Here is a 16,692-nt window from a genome sequence, read left to right as displayed (position 1 = left end):
GCACGACGTACCACAAGCACGACATACACCACACGCACCACGAACACGGCAACGAACGGAAATCGAAGGAGCGCCCCGTGTCCGACGCACCCACCCTCGTCAAGTGCCTGGTCTGGGACCTGGACAACACCCCGTGGCGGGGCACCCTCCTGGAGGACCACGAGGTGGTGCTGCCCGAGGAGATCCGCCGCACCATCGTCGAACTCGACGCCCGCGGCATCCTCCAGGCCGTGGCCAGCAAGAACGACCACGACCACGCCTGGCAGCAGCTGGAGGCCCTCGGCATCGCCGAGTACTTCGTCCTGCCGCAGATCGGCTGGCATCCCAAGTCCCAGTCGGTCAAGGAGATCGCCGACCGGTTGAACTTCGCCCTGAAGACCATCGCCTTCATCGACGACCAGCCGGCGGAGCGCGCCGAGGTCGCCCACCACCACCCCGAGGTCCGCTGCTTCGACGCGGCGCGGGCCGCGGAGCTGACCGCCCTGCCCGAGTTCAGCCCGGCCGTCGTCACCGTCGACGGCGCCCGCCGCCGCAGCATGTACCAGGCGGGCTTTCGCCGGGCCGCCGAGCGCGAGGAGTTCACCGGCCCCGACGAGGCGTTCCTCCGCTCGCTGGAACTGGTCATGGAGATCAAGCGGGCCGACGACGCCGACCTCTCCCGGGTCGAGGAACTCACCCTCCGCACCAGCCAGATGAACGCCACGGGCGTCTACTACTCCGACGCCGACCTGCGGCGCCTGATCGCCGATCCGGAGCACGAGGTCCTCACGGTCTCCCTCACCGACCGCTTCGGTCCGCACGGCGCCGTCGGCGTGCTGCTCGTCGGCTACCACGAGCGGGTCTGGCACCTGAAGCTGCTGGCCACCTCCTGCCGGGTGGTGTCCTTCGGCGCGGGCGCCGTCCTGCTCGACTGGCTGATCGGCGAGGCAGCGGCGGCCGGCGTCCACCTGGCCGCCGACTTCCGCCGCACCGACCGCAACCGGATGATGGAGATCGCCTACCGGTTCGCCGGCTTCACCGACGCGGCGTGTGACTGCCTCGCCGAACTGCCCTCCGCGGGCCCCGTCGACGTTGCTGCCGCCGACGCGGGGGCGGCCGGCTCCGGGCGCGCGGGCATCGAGTTCCGGCACCTGGTGCCCGACCGCCGTCCGGCCCCCACCACCGTGCGCGTCGAGGCCCCCGCCCTCGGCCCCGTGGGATCCGCGGGCGGAGCCGGCGCATGAGCTCCGAGCCCCTGGCCGTCGTCGGCATGGCCTGCCGCTACCCCGGCGGCATCGACTCGCCCGAGGACCTGTGGCAGGCCCTCGTCGACCGCCGCACCGTCACAGGCCCCTTCCCCACCGACCGTGGCTGGGACCTCGACGCGCTGCGCCGCGACGGGCGCTGCGCCACCGACCGCGGCGGGTTCCTCGACAGCGCGACCCGGTTCGACGCCGCGTTCTTCGACCTCTCCCCGCGCGAGGCCGACGCCATGGACCCACAACAGCGGCTCGCCCTGGAAGTGGGCTGGGAGGCCCTGGAACGCGCCCGCATCGACCCGACCACCCTGCGGGGCTCCCGCACCGGGGTGTTCCTCGGCGCCGAGGCCCGGCCGTACGGGCCGCCGCTGCACGAAGCGCCCGCCGACTTGGCCGGCGTGCTGTTCACCGGCACCGCCCCGAGCGTGATCAGCGGGCGCCTCGCCCACGTCCTCGGCCTCAACGGGCCAGTGCTCACCGTTGACACCTCGGCCTCCAGCTCGCTGGTGGCGCTGCACCTCGCCGTCGAGGGGCTGCGCGACGGCCGGTGCGACCTGGCACTGGCCGGCGGGGTGACGGTGATGACGACGCCCGGCTACCACGTCGCGTTCAGCGCGCTGGGCGGTCTGGCCCCGGACGCCCGCTGCAAGCCCTTCTCCGCGGACGCGGACGGCGTCGCCTGGTCGGAGGGGGCCGGCGTCCTCGTGCTGGAGCGGCTGGAGCGGGCGCACCGCCTCGGCCACCGGGTGCTTGCGGTGATCCGTGGATCGGCCGTCAACTCGGACGGCGCCAGTCACAGCCTGACGGCTCCGAACGGCGAGGCCCAACACGAGGTCATACTCGCCGCGCTCGCCGACGCGGAGCTGGCCCCCGCGGACGTCGACGCCGTCGAGGCGCACGGCACCGGCACCCGGCTGGGCGACCGCGTCGAGGCGGGCGCCCTGCTCGCTGCCTACGGCCGGGACCGGGCGCACGGGCGCCCGCTGCTGGTCGGCTCGGTGAAATCCAACCTCGGTCACACCCTCGCCGCGGCGGGCGCCGCCGGCGTCATCAAGACGGTCCTCGCGCTGCGGCACCGCACGCTCCCCGCGTCGCTGCACATCACCGAGCCCACGCCGGCCGTCGACTGGGGCGACGGCGCGGTGCGGCTGCTGACGGAGCCAGCACCGTGGCCGGAGACCGCGCACCCGCCCCGCGCGGGCGTGTCGGGCTTCGGGATCGGCGGCACCAACGCCCATGTCGTCCTGGAGGCAGCCCCGGTCGGACCGGCCGACCCGCCCGCCCCGGCCCCCGAAGCGACCGCGGCGGACGGCACCGGGCCCCGGCCACTGCTCGACGCCGCTGCCGTCTGGAGGCTATCGGCCCGGACACCGGCCGCGCTGGCCGCGCTGGCCGACCGGCTGCGGGAGCACCTGGCGGCCCGGCCAGAGCCGTCGGACCGCGAGGTCGCCTGGTCGCTCGCCACGACACGGGCGTCGCTCGACCACCGCGCGGTGCTGCTCGGCCCGGAGCTGCGGAAAGGCCTGGCGGCCCTCGCGGAGGGCCGCCCCTCCGCCGTGGTGGTCACCGGCGCGGTCCGCCGCCCCGAAGGTCCCGGGCGTACGGTGTTCGTCTTCCCCGGCCAGGGGAGCCAGTGGGTCGGCATGGGCCGCGAGTTGGCCGCGTCGTGCCCGGTGTTCGCGGCGCGGCTGGCGGAGTGTTCTGAGGCTCTCGCGCCGTACGTGGAGTGGCAGTTGGACGACGTCCTGGCCGGCCAGCACGGTTTCGAGGCCGCGGACGTGGTGCAGCCCGCGCTGTGGGCCGTGATGGTCTCGCTGGCCGCTGTCTGGGAGACGGCGGGTGTCGTCCCCGACGCGGTGGTAGGCCACTCGCAGGGCGAGATCGCCGCCGCCGCCGTCGCAGGGATCCTCTCGCTGAACGACGCGGCCAAGGTCGTGGCGCTGCGCAGCCGGGCGCTGACGGCGCTCGCCGGTCGTGGAGGGATGCTCTCGGTCGCCGAGCCGGTGGACGCGGTCCGGGCGCGGATCGCGCCGTTCGGGCGGCGGCTGTCGGTCGCGGCGGTGAACGGCCCCGCGACGACAGTGGTGTCCGGTGAGCCCGACGCCCTGCGGGAGCTGGCGGCCGCGTGCGGCGAGACGGTGCGCACCCGGATGGTCCCGGTCGACTACGCCTCGCACAGCGCCCACGTGGACGGGCTGCGCGAAGAGGTCCTGGCCGTCCTGAAGGGGATCGAGCCAGGCCCGGCCCGGGTGCCGATGGTCTCCGCGCTGACCGGACGGTGGCTGGCCGGCCCCGAGGCGGACCCGGACTACTGGTATGCGAGCCTGCGCGAGACCGTCGAGTTCGACCGGGCCGTCGGGGTGCTCACTGCCGCCGGCCACGGTGCCTTCGTGGAAGTGTCTCCGCATCCGCTGCTGGTCGGCGGCATCGCCGCCGAGGTGGCCGTCGGCACGCTGCGGCGTGAGGACGGCGGTGCCGAGCGCCTGCTGGCCTCGCTGGCTGAGGCCCACGTCCAGGGGGTGCCCGTCGACTGGCGCGCGGTCTTGCCGGCGGCCGGACGGACCGTGGACCTGCCCGCGTACCCCTTCCAGCGCACGCACCACTGGCTGGCCACCGGGCAGTCGGCCCCGGTGCATCCGGCTCCCGCCGCCGCCCTGTCCCCGGATCCGGGGGCTCGGCCGGTCGCCGCGGCCCTGGGCACCGAACGGGCCGTGCTCGACCTCGTCCTCGGCCACGCCGCGGCCGTCCTCGGCCACGACGGTGCCGGGCGGGTGCACCCGACCCGGACCTTCAAGTCCCAGGGCATGGGATCCGTGCTGGCCGTCGAGCTGCGCAACCGGCTCGTGTCCGCCACCGGTCTCGCGCTGGCGCCGGGCCTGGTGTACGACCACCCGTCGCCCGCCGCCCTGGCGTCCCGCCTGCACGCCGAGCTGAACCCCGACCCGCTACCCGCGGCGCTCGACACCCTCGAAGCACTGCTCGCCGCCACCGAGGACCCGACGGCCGGGGCGCGGGCGCTGGTCCGGCTGGAGTCGCTGGTGGGCCGGCCCGTCGGCGGGCCCGGCCGCGGGACCGCCGCGGACGCCCTGTCCGACACCACCGACGATGAACTGCTCGCCCTCATCGAGGCCGAGATCGGTCCCGACCGCGAACACTGAACGGAGAACCATGTCCACCCGACCCGACCCCACCCCCGCCGCCGCCGACGACGACCTGTGGCTGCGCAGCTACCGCGGTACGGAAGCTCCCACCGCCCGCCTGGTCTGTTTCCCGCACGCGGGGGGCACCGCCCCCTTCTACCGCCCGGTGCCGTTCGCGCTGGCCGCCGCCGACCGCGTCGAGGTGCTGGCCGTCCAGTACCCGGGCCGCCAGGACCGCCGCCGTGAGGAGCCGATCGCCGACCTGAACGTCCTGGCCGATCGCATCCACGAGGTGCTGGCCCGGCGGCCCGAGCTGCCCCTGGTCCTGTTCGGCCACAGCATGGGCGCCGTCGTCGCCTTCGAGGTGGCCCGCCGTCTCGAGGCGGCGGGGCGGCCGGCCGCCCGCCTGGTGGTCTCCGGCCGCCGCGGCCCGGCGATCGGGCTGGGACCGTCCGAGGGAGTGCACCTGCTCGGGGACGACGCGATCACCGCCGAGATCCGCCGACTGGACGGGTCCTCGTCCATCGTCCTCGACGACCCCGACCTGATGGCGGCCGCGCTGCCGGCGCTGCGCGCCGACTACCGCGCCATCGAGACCTACTGTGCCGAGCAGGACGCCGTCGTCAGTTGCCCGATCACCTCCCTGACGGGCGACCGCGACCTTAAGACCTCGATCGCGGAGGCGGAGGACTGGCGGGCCCACACCACCGGGGCGTTCGACCTCCAGGTCTTCCCCGGCGGCCACTTCTTCCTGACCGAGGAGATGCCGCGGGTCATCGGGCTCCTGGACGGCCACCTCTCGGAGGCCGTGGGCACCACCAGCCCTTCCGCCGGCGGACGGTGACGCGTCGCGTGGGTGCCTCCCCGGCGCTGTGCCGCCGGGGAGGCACCCACGCGTGCGGTGCGAGCCTCGTCAGGGCGTCAGGTAGCCGTGCGAGAACCCGGCGGCCACGGCGGCCGCCCGGTCGCTGACACCGAGTTTGGCGTACATGTGCAGGAGGTGGGTCTTGACCGTCGCCTCGCTGATGAAGAGCTTCTGAGCGGCCTCGCGGTTGGTCGTCCCCTGGGCGACCAGCTCCAGGATCTCCAGCTCGCGCGCCGAGAGCGGCGCGGGCGCGGGCCGTCGCACCTGGCCCATGAGCCGGGTCGCGATCGAGGGGGAGAGCACCGCCTGCCCCTGCGCGGCAGCCTCCACCGCACGGAACAGCTCCTCCCGCGGCGCGTCCTTCAGCAGGTAGCCGGTGGCGCCGGCCTCGATGGCCGGCACGACGTCGCTGTCCATGTCGTACGTGGTGAGCACCAGCACCCGCGCGGGCACGCCGCGCTTCGTCAGTTCCTTGATGGCGGTCACCCCATCGGTCCTCGGCATCCGCAGATCCATCAGGACCACGTCGGGCCGCAGTTCCTCCGCGGCGGTGATGGCCTCCGCGCCGTCACCGGCCTCGCCGAGCACCTCGAACCGGGGGTCGGCGGTGAACATGCCTCGCAGTCCGTCCCGCACCACCGGATGATCGTCGACGATCAGTAGCGTGATCAATCCGCACCTCCCGCGGGGATGGCGGGGACGGCCGCCGAGATCGCCGTCCCGCCACCCGGTTCCGACTCGATGGCCAACCGCCCGGCGAGGCGCTGCACCCGCTGGCGCATGCCGACGAGGCCGAAGCCCCCGTTCGTGGAGCCGCTGACCCGCTTGGCGTTCGGGTCGAAGCCCACGCCGTCGTCCCGCACGTCGAGGGTGACCAGGTCCTCCATGTACGACAGCGTCAGGCCGACCCGGCTGGCCCGCGCGTGCTTGGCCACATTGGCCAGTGCCTCCTGCGCGGTCCGCAGCAGCGTCACCTCGACCTCGGTGTGCATCGGCCGGGCGTCACCGGTGGTGGTGAGCGCCGCGTCGATGTGGTGGATCTCCGACCAGCGCCTGGCCACGTCGCCGATCGCGTCTGGGAGCCGGGCCTCGGCGAGCACCGACGGCTCCACCGCGTGGACGGTCCGGCGGGCCTCGACGAGGCTCTCGCGGGCCAGGTTCGTCGCGTTCGCCAGGTGCTGACGCAGCGTCGGGGGCTCGTCCATGGTCTGCTCGGCGGCCTGGAGCTGGGTGAGTATGCCGGCCAGCCCCTGGGCGAGGGTGTCGTGGATCTCCCGGGCCATCCGCTGCCGCTCGTCCAGCACGCCCGCCTCACGGGCCTGGACCATCAACCGGGCGTGCAGGCCGGCGTTCTCCGCCAGTGCCGCCTCCAGCTTGACGTTGGCCTCGTGCAGTTCGACGAGCGCCTGCTTCTGCTTGTCGTTGCGGTGGTCGGCCATCTCGACGAAGTAGAAGAGCGCCCCGGCCAACCCCGCGGAGATCAGCCCGACGGCCAGCCACGCCCACCACATCCGGGCGTCGTTGATGCCGCTCACGCCCCCCATGAACGCCGCCGCCGAGATCATCGCGGTAGCGGCGGCGCCGGCGTAACGCCGACGACCCCGCAGGTACTGGAACGCCTGGGGGTAGCCGACGAAAGTGAAGAGCCCGTACCAGGGAGCGACGGCCACCAGGCAGGCGGCCAGCAGCATCAGCCCGGCGTAGTATCCGCTCATCAGCCGGCGGTTCTGACGCCGTTCCAGGCGGAGCGTACGGAAGCAGAGCATCCAGAGCGCGGCGGCGGCGGAGAGTCCGAGCACCAGGGTTACGTGCATCGGCACCTGCCGGACCAGCTGGAACAGCGTGATCAGGGTGCTGATGGCCAGGAGTACGTACGGGAGGGCCTTGAAGGTCGCGGTCTCCGTACGCTCCCAGTGATCGAACTCGGCGCGCAGCTCGGCCTCGATGCTCACCCACTACTCCCAGCGGAAGTATCGCGCGGCCAGTCCGCCGGCCACGATCGTCCACCCCAGCATGGCGGCGAGGTGGATCAGCTGCGGCCAGTGTCCGGCGGTGGTGTCCTGCAATGATTGCACGCCGGCGCCGAGCGGCGTCAAGTCGCTGATCGTCAGCAGCACGTCGTTCATCTTCGCGCGCGGCAGCCACAGGCCGGCGAAGAAGACCAGCGGGAAGAAGACCAGCGAACCCATCGCGCTGGCGCTGCGGCCGGTCGGCGCGAGCGCGGCGACGAGCAGGCCGACGGCGAACATCGCCAGCGCCACCAGCAGGTAGCTGAGCAGGTACGCCGGGAGCTTGCGGGGCAGGTCCACGTCGAAGGCCAGCTTGCCGATGGCCAGCATGACCAGCATCGTCACCACGGACAGCACCGTGGCCATCAGCAACTGCGCGCCGAGCATCACGCCGGGCTTGACCGGCGTGGTCCGCATCCGCCGCAGCACGCCCTTCTCCCGGTAGGAGGCGAACAGTTGGGACAGACCGCTGAGTGCGAACAGGGCGATGCCCATCGATACGACGATCGGCAGGTACAGGGTGATCGGCCGCACGTTGCCGAGCTCCGGGCTGTTCTCCCGCATAGACGGGATCAGGCCGAGCACGACCAGCAGGATCGGGGCGAACGCGACCGCGAAGAACACGACGATCGGCTCGCGGAGGAACAGTTTGGTCTCGGTGGCGGTGAGCCGGAGCAGGGGGGACACGGTGGGACTCCTCAGGATTCGACGGGGCGGCCGGTGAGCGCTACGAACGCGTCCTCCAGCGAGTTCTGCTCGACCCGCAGGTCGAGGGCGGAGATCCGCTGGCCGGCCAGCAGGGTGGTCACGGCGAGCAGCAGGTCCCCGGTGCCGGTCACGACGATCTGGGGGCCGGCCCACTCGACGGCGGTGACCTCGGGCAGCGCGGACAGCTTCGCCTCGTCCAGCGGCCCGGACGGCCGGAACCGGAGCCGCTGGCTCTTGTCGACCCTCGACACCAGGCCGCCCGGGGTGTCGATCGCGATGACGCGCCTGGTGTCGATCACGGCCAGCCGGTCGCAGAGCCGCTCCGCCTCCTCCATGAAGTGGGTGACCAGCAGGATCGTCACGCCCCGGTCGCGGATGCGCTCGATCAGGCCCCACACGTCGCGACGCGCCTGCGGGTCCAGGCCGGTGGTGAGCTCGTCGAGCACCGCCACCTTCGGGGTGCCGAGCAGCGCGAGGGCGATCGACAGCCGCTGCTTCTGACCGCCGGACAGGCGCCGGAACTGGGTGCCGAGCTTGCCGGTGAGGTTGAGGATCTCGGCCAGCTCGCGCCAGTCGGCCGGCTGGCGGTAGAAGGAGCTGTACAGCTCCAGCGCCTCGCCGACCTTGAGCTTGTCGGGCAGCTCGCTCTCCTGCAGCTGCGCGCCGAGCAGCTGCCGCAGCTCGCCGTCGTCGCGTTGCGGGTCCAGGCCGCAGACGTTGATGGTCCCGCCGTCCGGGGTGCGCAGACCCTCGATGCACTCGACGGTCGTGGTCTTGCCGGCCCCGTTGGGGCCCAGGATGCCGAAGATCTCGCCCTGCTCGACGGCGAAGCTGACCCCGTTCAGCACGGAGTGGTCGCCATAGCGCTTGACGAGGTTTTCCACCTCGATGATTGCCATGGCATCAGCCTGGCAGCCGACCCCGGTCCGCCGGATCGACTGGACGGCCACACCTGCCGCTTGCTGCGGCGGATGCTCACCATCCACCAATCGGTTGATGGAGAGTCAGCGGCGCTCCGCCCTCGCTTCGCGCTTCGATAGACCGCCGGTAGGGCGAAGACGAGGCCCTTCAGTCGGCCCTCCGGGGGCGGCCATCTGGATCGCGGCCTGGCAGTGGAGGGCGGTCATGACCCTGGGGGAGAGGCTGATCCAGGCGCGGCCGGCCTCGGTCTTGGGCCCGCGGACGAGGATGCCGTTGTTGTTGACGGCCGCGAGGGTCCAGCGGACGTAGAGCTTGCGGTCCATGAGGTGGACATCGGACCAGTGGAGGGCCAGGATCTCGCCGCGGCGCATGCCGGTGCCCCGGAGGTTGAACGACAGCTCCGCCGGCCGCCCGTGGCCGACGTCCGCCACGATCTCCAGGAAGTGGCGTCCGGCCAGTGCCTGCGGACGCACTCCTTTACCTGCTCGCCGGTGAACGCCCACGGTCCGACCCGCTCGCGATCGGCGCTGACGTAGAAGCTGGACCCCACGGGTGCTCGTTTCTCTCGGTGGTGCGGGCTTCGCAGACCCCGGTCAGAGTTCGATTCGGACACGGCCGGTGACACCCTGGGCCGCCATGCCGAGATCGGCGGCATCGACCCGTCGATGACCGAGCACGATACGCCGGGCACCGATAGAGGCAGGACAGGAGGCGCTTCCGGTCCGTTGCTCGACACCCGCCCACACACTGACCCGGCCACAGGGCAATCCAGGCCATGGGCGGAGGCTACCGATGCCTCACCGCAGCGCGGACAGCGGCCGCAGGGCCCCGGGACGGTTGGGGCTGCCCACCCTGACCAAGCGCGAACAGGCCGCCGCGCTGGTCTCCGCTCCGAACGATCCGTGGCAGGGGCGCGGCTGCCCCACGCCCCGCTCGCCCGGATGCGCAGCATCTTGCCGACGTGCCGGTTGCGGCGTGGTGATGGAGCGGCCTCTTCCGCCAGCGAGTTCGCTGAACTCCGCCCACCAGTCTGCTCGGCGGCCCTGGCCGTCGGCATGTCGGCGGGCTCTGACAGCATCACGGTCATGACCAATATTGATAACCTCGTGCAACGCGTCGCCACACGGGCCGCATCGGACAACGAGGACCTTCCCGCGCCTGTCGGCGATGCCGAGATTGCGGAGGCCGAGGGGCGACTGGGCTTCGCGCTGCATCCCCTACTTGCGCGCCTGTATCGCGAAGTCGCTGACGGCGGCTTCGGCCCTGACTACCGACTGCTGCCGCTGCTTGGGTCGGGCTCCAGCGTCGCTGGCGAATACATGACGCGACGTGAGGCCTCCGTTGGCGTGGAGCACCCGGAGTGGCCCGAAGGCGTCGTACCGATCCTGACCTGGGGCTGTGGCATGTACGCAGGAGTTGATTGTCTCAGTGAAGATGGACAGGTCCTGCTCTTCGAGCCGAACCCGTACAGCGGCGGATCGTGGGATCAGTGTTGGTTCCTCGACTCCGCCAGCCTCGCAGCGTGGCTGGAAAGATGGCTCGCGGGAACGGGCTGGTTCGAGGAGGACGCTTTCGACAAGGACGACCTGGTCGAACCTCAGCCATGGGACCAGGCCGCAAGCCGACTGTCCTCCGGCGCATAGCGAAACAGCAACGCTTCGGCCGCCGCCGTAGACCTGCCCGACCTCGGCCTCGCCGCGGCCCTACTGATGCAGCAGGCCCTTGCTGATCCGAAGTGGGCCGAACTGCTCACTGACGCAGACCGCAGGGCGCTGTCCCCACTGTTCTGAACTCACGTGAACCCTACGGCCGGTTCGAGACGGACGCGCCAGCCCGTCTGGGACGGCCCGCTACGCCCACTCCACGCGGTGCTCGGCGAGCTGCGCAACTATCCCCCATGGCCCCGGGCCTTCACGACTACCGGTACTCGACTCCGGGGCCCGGCCCTACTCCCCCGTCGGCGTCGGCCTCTACCGGTGCCGACCTCAGCCGAGCATCCGGCGAGCCGTTTCGCGCAGCTGGTCGTCCCGGTGTCGCTGAGCTGGGGAGCCAATGCCGTATTCGCGCAGCAGTCGGCGCTCGCTGGTTGCCCAGTGCAGCAGCTGCGGTTGCAGATCGGACGGGTAGGGTGGTCCGATCCGGTGGAGTGCCTGAAGGGCCCGTACACCCACGGGACGGGACGGATCCACCAGCGCCGTCAGGACGGGGAGTGCAGCAACCGGTTCGCCGGTGACCTGCCAGTGGGCCTCGGCGGCGTGCAGCCGTGTCCAGTCGTAGTCGTCGTCGAGGTAGCACTCGATCAGCGGCAGCAGGGGAGCGCCCGCATCGCCCAGGCGCCCTGCCTCCTCCAGCCGTCGACTGCTCTCGGCAAGCTGGTGCGCCAGCAGTCGCAGGGCGATGACCGGATCGCCGGTGAGGCGGGCGGTGGCGACGGCTGCTGCGCAAGCGAGCTCGTCGTCGGTGGCCGCGTGGGTGAGGGCTTCCAGCCGATCGAGGAGTCCGGCGTCCCGGATCGCCCAGTCGCCGAAGCAGCGGACGAGGGCGCAGGTGGGGCGGTCGCGCAGGAGGCGGATGAGGTCGGGCAGATGGGTACGGGCCTCCTCGGCGGACAGATCGGTGTAGAGGCCGTCCAGATGAGCGCCGTCGGGGTGCCGAAGTGCGAGGCGCTGGTGCTCCGGGTCGCGGGTACGGACGGCGAGTGCGGCCAGTGCCTCCGGGGCCGGCTCGGGAACGTGGGTGAGGAGGCGCGGATCGCCGAGCTGCCCGAGGATCGTCTGGGCCCGGCGGCCGGCGAGGGTGTCGGTGTGGACGTGGGGGAGGAGGTTGTCGGCGAGCGCCGGACCGGGACGGGAAGCTCCGAGCAGGTACTGGGAGATCGTGCCGAGCAGGTGGCCGAGGTCCCAGAGGTCGTGCTCATGGCGGAGGGCTTCGGTGAGCAGACCGACGGTCTCGTCCTCGCGGTCGCGCCACATCGCGGACAGGTGCCGGGCCCGCGCTGTGCCGCGGCTCTGGTGGTCCCCCTGAGCGATCCAGCCGCGGGCCACCGTCGCCAGGGCATCCGCGTCGTCGGTCAGGATCCAGGCGCGTTCGTCGACGCTACCGATCCCCGGGGCGAACTCGCGGGTACCGACGTCGAACCCGGGGTCGCCTCCGGCCTCGGCCAGGACGGCGACCAGGTCGCCCGGGTAGGGCGCCTCGGAGCGTTCCAGCAGGGCCAGTGCGCCGGCGGCGCGGACGGCCGGAACCGGGTCCGTCAGGGCCGACCGGAGGCGGCGGTCGGCGGCATCGCCGTCGGTGTCGAGCAGGGTCAGGACGGTGAGCGCCTCGGCGCGGACAGCGGCGGTGGGGTCGGACTCGTAGCAGGCGGTCAGCTCGCGCATCACCATGGGGACGGTCTCGTCGCTGGCACGGCGGGCGACGCGCACAGTGTTGCGGCGCACCACCGGGTCCTCGTCGTGCAGCAGGTGCAGCAGCCCGGCCACCTCGGCGGCGACCCCGGCGCACCCCCGCACCTCGTCGTCGTACTCCGGCTCCGCTCCACTGCCTCCGCATCCGGCCAGAGCGGCAAGCAGGTCCGCCCGTTCGTGGCGGGTGTGCGCCGCGGCGTGGGCGAGGAAGGGAACGGCCGCCACCGCGACCGATGACACCGACCCCTGGTGCAGCGCCCGGCCGAAGAACTCGGACAGCGCCTTGTCCGCCTGGCGCCGGTCGTCGGAGTACAGGGCGCGTACCCAGCCGGGCACGTCGCTGCCCTCGCCGTAGGCGTGTTCCAACGAGGGCCAGTCGATCGTGTGCAGCTCTTCAGGTGATCTCACACCGGCACACTCTAGGTACGAACACGGACAATGCCCGCAGGCCACGATACGAGCCCAACCCGGCCCGGCGCGGACCTGGACGACGCGCTGCGCCGGGCGGCGTCCGCGCTGCCCCCCGTTCGCCCACGCCGTCACCGCCGGGGCCAGCCCGCTGCGCATCGACCCGCCGCTGCCCGCGGCAGCCGCACTCCGGCCGGTCCGACACCACGCGAACTGGACCTGCCGGCGGCAGCCCGTCTTCTGCCGCTCGTAGACGCCCGACAGGGCAGGGCAGGCACCGCACCGCGCTGATATCGGAGTGCGCACAGGCCCGGGAGAGTGTCACAGTCACTGCCGTGACCTTGATGAACGTGCTCGTCGACTTCGCACGAACCGGCCGGATCGGCCCTCTTCACTGCGGGATGCCCCTGACCGAGTCTGAAGACCTACTCGGCCCGGGGCGCCCGCACCCCGCCCACATCATGAAGGGCCAGATATCGACGGCTACCCCTAACGACCGCCCCTCCCGCACGGGTCCACCACCGTCGACGCTCCCTGCTCACGGTCCGCCGCCCGGGCGGCCGCAGCCAAGTTCACCTTCCTGCTGGCCAACCTGGTGATCTTCCACAGCACCTTGGAACATCGCCGACGTCGTGCGCGAGCTCCAGGCCGAGGGGCGCCCGGTCGACCCGCTCGACCTCGCGCAGGTCTCCCCGTACCTGACCGAGCACATCAAGCGTTTCGGGGAGTACTCCACCCACGAACTCGGCATCACCCCCGACGACTACGACGCCCACCTGGACATCGACTTCAGTGTGCTCGGCGACGATGAGAAGGCGGCAGCGGCATGACAGGCAAGCCGGCGCGGTTCGAAAAAACCGTTCGCGGTCCCAGGAGCATTGAGCCGAGACTGATGGGTCGATTACATCGGACAGGAAGAGTGGCCAGCCCTGACGTACAACCGCGACATCCTGCCCTTCCCCGAGAACCGTGTGCCCCGCGTCACCTACGAGGGCATTCGGGGCTGGGATCAGTTCGACCCTGCCCGCCACTCGTTCGCCTGGGACGAGTACGAAGAGGAACGCCTCCGCTCGCTGGTCCGCGAGTGGGTGCCGCCCGTGCTCTCCGGTATGGCTGGCTGGTGGCAGGGAGAACGCTGGTGCGAGAGCCAGGTGGACGCGGTCCTCCGGGAGCGATACGGCACCTGGACCTGGGGATGGAGCTGGTCCTACCGCGATGGTGGGCCCATCGGCAACTGGGGCAGCGCGTCAAGCTCGGTGACAACCCCCGACGAGACCGCAGTACGCGTCGTCGCTGCGCTACTGGAGTGGCGGGCTTGGCTGGAGCGGACGGCCCAGCGCTTCGCCGAACTGGCGCCGCCGCCGGACGCCTCACCCGAGGATCGCAGCTGGCACCTGGAACGGGCCTGCATCCGGCTCGTGACCCACACGCTGGACTCTGGCGCGGACAACGCGTGGCGCGGCCAGACCTCGATCGTCCTGGGCTGGTTCCTCACCAGCACCGGCATGGACCGAGCCGAAGCCGCGCGAGCGGTGGAGCGCGCGATCGGCGGTCGGTTCAAGAGCTGGGTCTACCCGGAACGGACCCTGATCGAATCCGTCGGCGAGGACCTCGCAGTCGGCCTCACCGGCCACGCCCCGTACCAGGACCACCGTGAGAGGGCGGCGCTTGAGGAGTTCCATGACCGCTACTGACAGCCTTTCGGACTGGCTGCGCGTACGCCAAGAGGCCGACTGGCAACACGCACCGGCTCTACGACGGGTCCCGACCGACCGCGATGGGTTCCGGTCCTGGTGCGAGGGTCCGGTGCGCCGGCGTGACCCGATTCGCTCCGAACGTCTGCTCGCCGCAGTCACCCTGGCCCGAGAAGATGCCGCACGCCAGACCCCGCTGAACTTCGCACTCCTGGCTGGTTGGCAACGCGAAGTCCTCGCTGCACCAGCAGCGTTCCGCGTGAGCGACGCCTATGCGAAGACCGGCCGCGAGCGCTACGGTCTTACCCCCCACACGCAGGCCGACTTTGATTCCTGCCTGCGCGAGACGACCGACTCGGACATCCCGCTGGCGGCCCGCGCGGCCCGCGCCTACCTCGACGTGGCGTTCTTCCACCCCTTCACCGATGGCAACGCCCGCGCCGCGCTGCTGACCTTGGTCCATGTTCTGGCACGGGAGGACATCGTCCTTCCTGAGGTCGGCCCCCTCCAGACCACCCGCTACGCGGACGACCCGGCCGGTGCCGCCGACCTTGCCGCTCTCATCGGTGTGCTCAATCGCCGCCGACACTGAAGCGTTCGACGAGAGCACCGACAACTTCCGCCGGGCCAAGGTGCTCTCCGCCCTCGACGTGTGCCCGGACACCGGCCTGGCCCCCTCTCCTACGGCCAGGCCCGCGCGCTGCAGAGCTGCGCTACCGCCTGGACGGCGGCGTGCTGCTCGGCGCGACCAACCTGGAGACCCTGCCGGAGATCACCGGCGGGGAGCGGATCGCCTTGGCCGCCGTCGCCGCGCTGGCCCTGGCGATGCCGGGCACCGCGCTGACCTGGTACGAGCGGGAGCTGCCCCACCTGGCCCAGGTGAGGACGACGCGGTCGCTGCCGGCCGCGCCGCCGCCCAGCCCGACTGGTGAACCACGGCAACACCGGGGCGCGGCCAGGCCGAACCAGGCGGGCGCTCGGGCCCGGCGCCGACCGGGTCCTGGCCGACACCGTCCGCGCTCCCCGCACCCAGCCCCCGTGGTCACCGGCCGCCGTCGACGCCGCCCTGCGCACCACCTGGGAGGAGTTCGGCCAGTTGGCCGCGCCCTGGTGGGAGCCGCACCGAGGACGTCCGCTGGCGCCGGGCCCGCCAGGCACTGTTGGAGGCCGTCGCCCGCCACCACCACGGCCACCTGCCCGCCGGAGTGCGGCGTCCGCTCCCGCTAAAGCTTGTTCCAGAAGGTCGGTGAGAGGGCATTTCTCCGGTATGGGTGGGGTGCTTCGGGCTGAGCCGGTCTGGGTGGAGACGTTCGCGGGGCTGCGGATGCGGCAGTTCGAGAGCCTGGTGCGTGTGGTGCGTGTGGTGCGTGAGCGGGGCGGCAACGGACCGGGCGGCGGCAGGCCGTGGTGCCTGCCGCTGCCTGACCGGATCTTGCTGGTCGCTGTCTACTACCGGACCAACCTGACCATGCGGCAGCTCGCGCCGCTGTTCGGGGTCTCGACGGCGACGGTGTGCCGCATAGTCCAGCGCCTCGGCCCGCTCCTGGCTCTGGACGCCGCTCCACGCCCGGCCCCGGGCGTGGAGCGGCTGTGGATCGTGGACGGCACCCTGGTCCCGGTCCGCGACCGAAGCGTCGGGGCATCGAGCCGCAACTACCGGTTCTCCGCGAACGTGCAGGTCGTCATCGACGCCGACACCCGCCTCGTGGTCGCCACCGCCCGCCCCGTGCCGGGCAACAAAGCCGACGCCCACGCATGGCGGGCCTCCGACCTACCCGCCACGTGCGCGGGCACCACCGTGCTCGCGGACGGCGCCTACCTGAACACCGGCCTGGTCGTCCCCCACCGCAAACGCGCCGGCCGCCCCCTGCTGCGAGCTCAGGAGGAGGACAACGCCGAACACCGCCGCGTACGTGCCCGCGTCGAGCACACCTTCGCCCGCATGAAGAACTACAAGATCCTCCGGGACTGCCGGCAGAAAGGCGACGGCCTGCACCACGCGGTGCAGGCCGTCGCCCACATGCACAACCTCGCCCGAACCCGGTGAACCAGCAGGTCAGAGCGCATACCGACCTGCCCACACCCGGACTTCTGGAACAAGCTTTAGCCGGAGCCTGACCGCGCCGGGCAGTCGGGGATCGCTGCACCGTGCCGGGGCCAGAGCGTCGGGGGGTGACGAACACAGAACCCCGGGCACGGCCCTTGGCGGGGTGATGAGGATTCGGGATTTTCCCCGCCCTTGCTCCCGTTCCTCAGATCGTTGGTCGTTCAAGCGTCTGAGGAGGCTGAGGAGTGACGGGCG

At 72.0% G+C, this 16,692-nt stretch carries 14 protein-coding genes; 8 read left to right on the top strand and 6 right to left on the bottom strand.

The features are described 5' to 3' along the window. The first annotated feature begins 77 nt into the window (after nucleotides 1-77). Genes ACIQI7_RS21910 through ACIQI7_RS21900 form a run of 3 tightly spaced genes read left to right on the top strand, consistent with a single transcriptional unit; the run spans nucleotide 78 to nucleotide 5,222 of the window. Nucleotides 78-1,223: an HAD-IIIC family phosphatase gene (locus ACIQI7_RS21910; RefSeq protein WP_401112546.1), complete on the top strand. Its 1,146-nt coding sequence runs from the start codon at nucleotides 78-80 to the stop codon at nucleotides 1,221-1,223. Beyond that, a complete protein-coding gene (locus ACIQI7_RS21905) occupies nucleotides 1,220-4,396 on the top strand; it encodes a type I polyketide synthase (protein WP_401112544.1) in 3,177 nt (1,058 codons plus the stop codon). The genes ACIQI7_RS21910 and ACIQI7_RS21905 overlap by 4 nt, the downstream gene beginning before the upstream one ends. A gap of 10 nt (nucleotides 4,397-4,406) precedes the next feature. Then, the gene (locus ACIQI7_RS21900) at nucleotides 4,407-5,222 is read left to right on the top strand and encodes a thioesterase II family protein (RefSeq protein ID WP_401112543.1); all 816 of its coding nucleotides are present in this window, start codon (nucleotides 4,407-4,409) and stop codon (nucleotides 5,220-5,222) included. 69 nt (nucleotides 5,223-5,291) lie between these two features. Here the strand turns inward: ACIQI7_RS21900 and ACIQI7_RS21895 are convergent, their stop codons facing one another. The 5 genes from ACIQI7_RS21895 to ACIQI7_RS21875 form a co-directional block, all read right to left on the bottom strand. After that, nucleotides 5,292-5,915 (bottom strand): response regulator, encoded by a 624-nt coding sequence (locus tag ACIQI7_RS21895; RefSeq protein ID WP_387751094.1) that lies wholly within the window; start codon nucleotides 5,913-5,915, stop codon nucleotides 5,292-5,294. After that, nucleotides 5,912-7,195, bottom strand: a complete 1,284-nt coding sequence (locus ACIQI7_RS21890) for a sensor histidine kinase (protein ID WP_401112541.1) — start codon at nucleotides 7,193-7,195, stop codon at nucleotides 5,912-5,914. Before ACIQI7_RS21890 ends, ACIQI7_RS21895 begins: the two co-directional genes overlap by 4 nt. A gap of 3 nt (nucleotides 7,196-7,198) precedes the next feature. Continuing rightward, nucleotides 7,199-7,939, bottom strand: coding sequence for an ABC transporter permease (locus ACIQI7_RS21885; RefSeq protein ID WP_387751100.1), 741 nt, complete (start codon nucleotides 7,937-7,939; stop codon nucleotides 7,199-7,201). 11 nt (nucleotides 7,940-7,950) lie between these two features. Beyond that, nucleotides 7,951-8,859 (bottom strand): ABC transporter ATP-binding protein, encoded by a 909-nt coding sequence (locus ACIQI7_RS21880; protein WP_401112539.1) that lies wholly within the window; start codon nucleotides 8,857-8,859, stop codon nucleotides 7,951-7,953. A 105-nt stretch (nucleotides 8,860-8,964) separates the two neighbouring features. Next, entirely contained in the window at nucleotides 8,965-9,354 is a 390-nt protein-coding gene (locus ACIQI7_RS21875) for a hypothetical protein (protein WP_401112537.1), read from the bottom strand. A 582-nt stretch (nucleotides 9,355-9,936) separates the two neighbouring features. Here ACIQI7_RS21875 and ACIQI7_RS21870 point away from each other — a divergent pair. Further along, the gene (locus ACIQI7_RS21870) at nucleotides 9,937-10,524 is read left to right on the top strand and encodes an SMI1/KNR4 family protein (protein WP_401112903.1); all 588 of its coding nucleotides are present in this window, start codon (nucleotides 9,937-9,939) and stop codon (nucleotides 10,522-10,524) included. Between the two features lie 342 nt (nucleotides 10,525-10,866). On the opposite strand, the gene ACIQI7_RS21865 is transcribed toward ACIQI7_RS21870, so the two are convergent. Beyond that, nucleotides 10,867-12,696, bottom strand: a complete 1,830-nt coding sequence (locus ACIQI7_RS21865; protein ID WP_401112535.1) for a hypothetical protein — start codon at nucleotides 12,694-12,696, stop codon at nucleotides 10,867-10,869. Nucleotides 12,697-13,328: 632 nt separating this feature from the next. On the opposite strand from ACIQI7_RS21865, the gene ACIQI7_RS21860 reads away from it, so the two are divergent. The 4 genes from ACIQI7_RS21860 to ACIQI7_RS21845 all read left to right on the top strand — a co-directional run bounded on the left by ACIQI7_RS21860 (nucleotide 13,329) and on the right by ACIQI7_RS21845 (nucleotide 16,437). Then, nucleotides 13,329-13,526, top strand: coding sequence for a hypothetical protein (locus ACIQI7_RS21860; protein ID WP_401112533.1), 198 nt, complete (start codon nucleotides 13,329-13,331; stop codon nucleotides 13,524-13,526). A gap of 141 nt (nucleotides 13,527-13,667) precedes the next feature. Next, the gene (locus ACIQI7_RS21855; RefSeq protein WP_401112531.1) at nucleotides 13,668-14,390 is read left to right on the top strand and encodes a hypothetical protein; all 723 of its coding nucleotides are present in this window, start codon (nucleotides 13,668-13,670) and stop codon (nucleotides 14,388-14,390) included. After that, nucleotides 14,377-14,982, top strand: a complete 606-nt coding sequence (locus ACIQI7_RS21850; RefSeq protein ID WP_401112529.1) for a Fic family protein — start codon at nucleotides 14,377-14,379, stop codon at nucleotides 14,980-14,982. Before ACIQI7_RS21855 ends, ACIQI7_RS21850 begins: the two co-directional genes overlap by 14 nt. 675 nt (nucleotides 14,983-15,657) lie before the next feature. Beyond that, on the top strand, nucleotides 15,658-16,437 hold the full coding sequence (locus ACIQI7_RS21845) for a transposase (RefSeq protein WP_401112527.1): 780 nt from the start codon (nucleotides 15,658-15,660) through the stop codon (nucleotides 16,435-16,437). Nucleotides 16,438-16,692 lie beyond the last annotated feature (255 nt).

Origin of the sequence: Kitasatospora sp. NPDC092039, from assembly GCF_044756065.1 — a bacterium.
GTDB lineage: Bacteria > Actinomycetota > Actinomycetes > Streptomycetales > Streptomycetaceae > Kitasatospora.
Note: the sequence above shows the minus strand (reverse complement) of the source record. Positions and strands in the feature narration are given on the sequence as shown.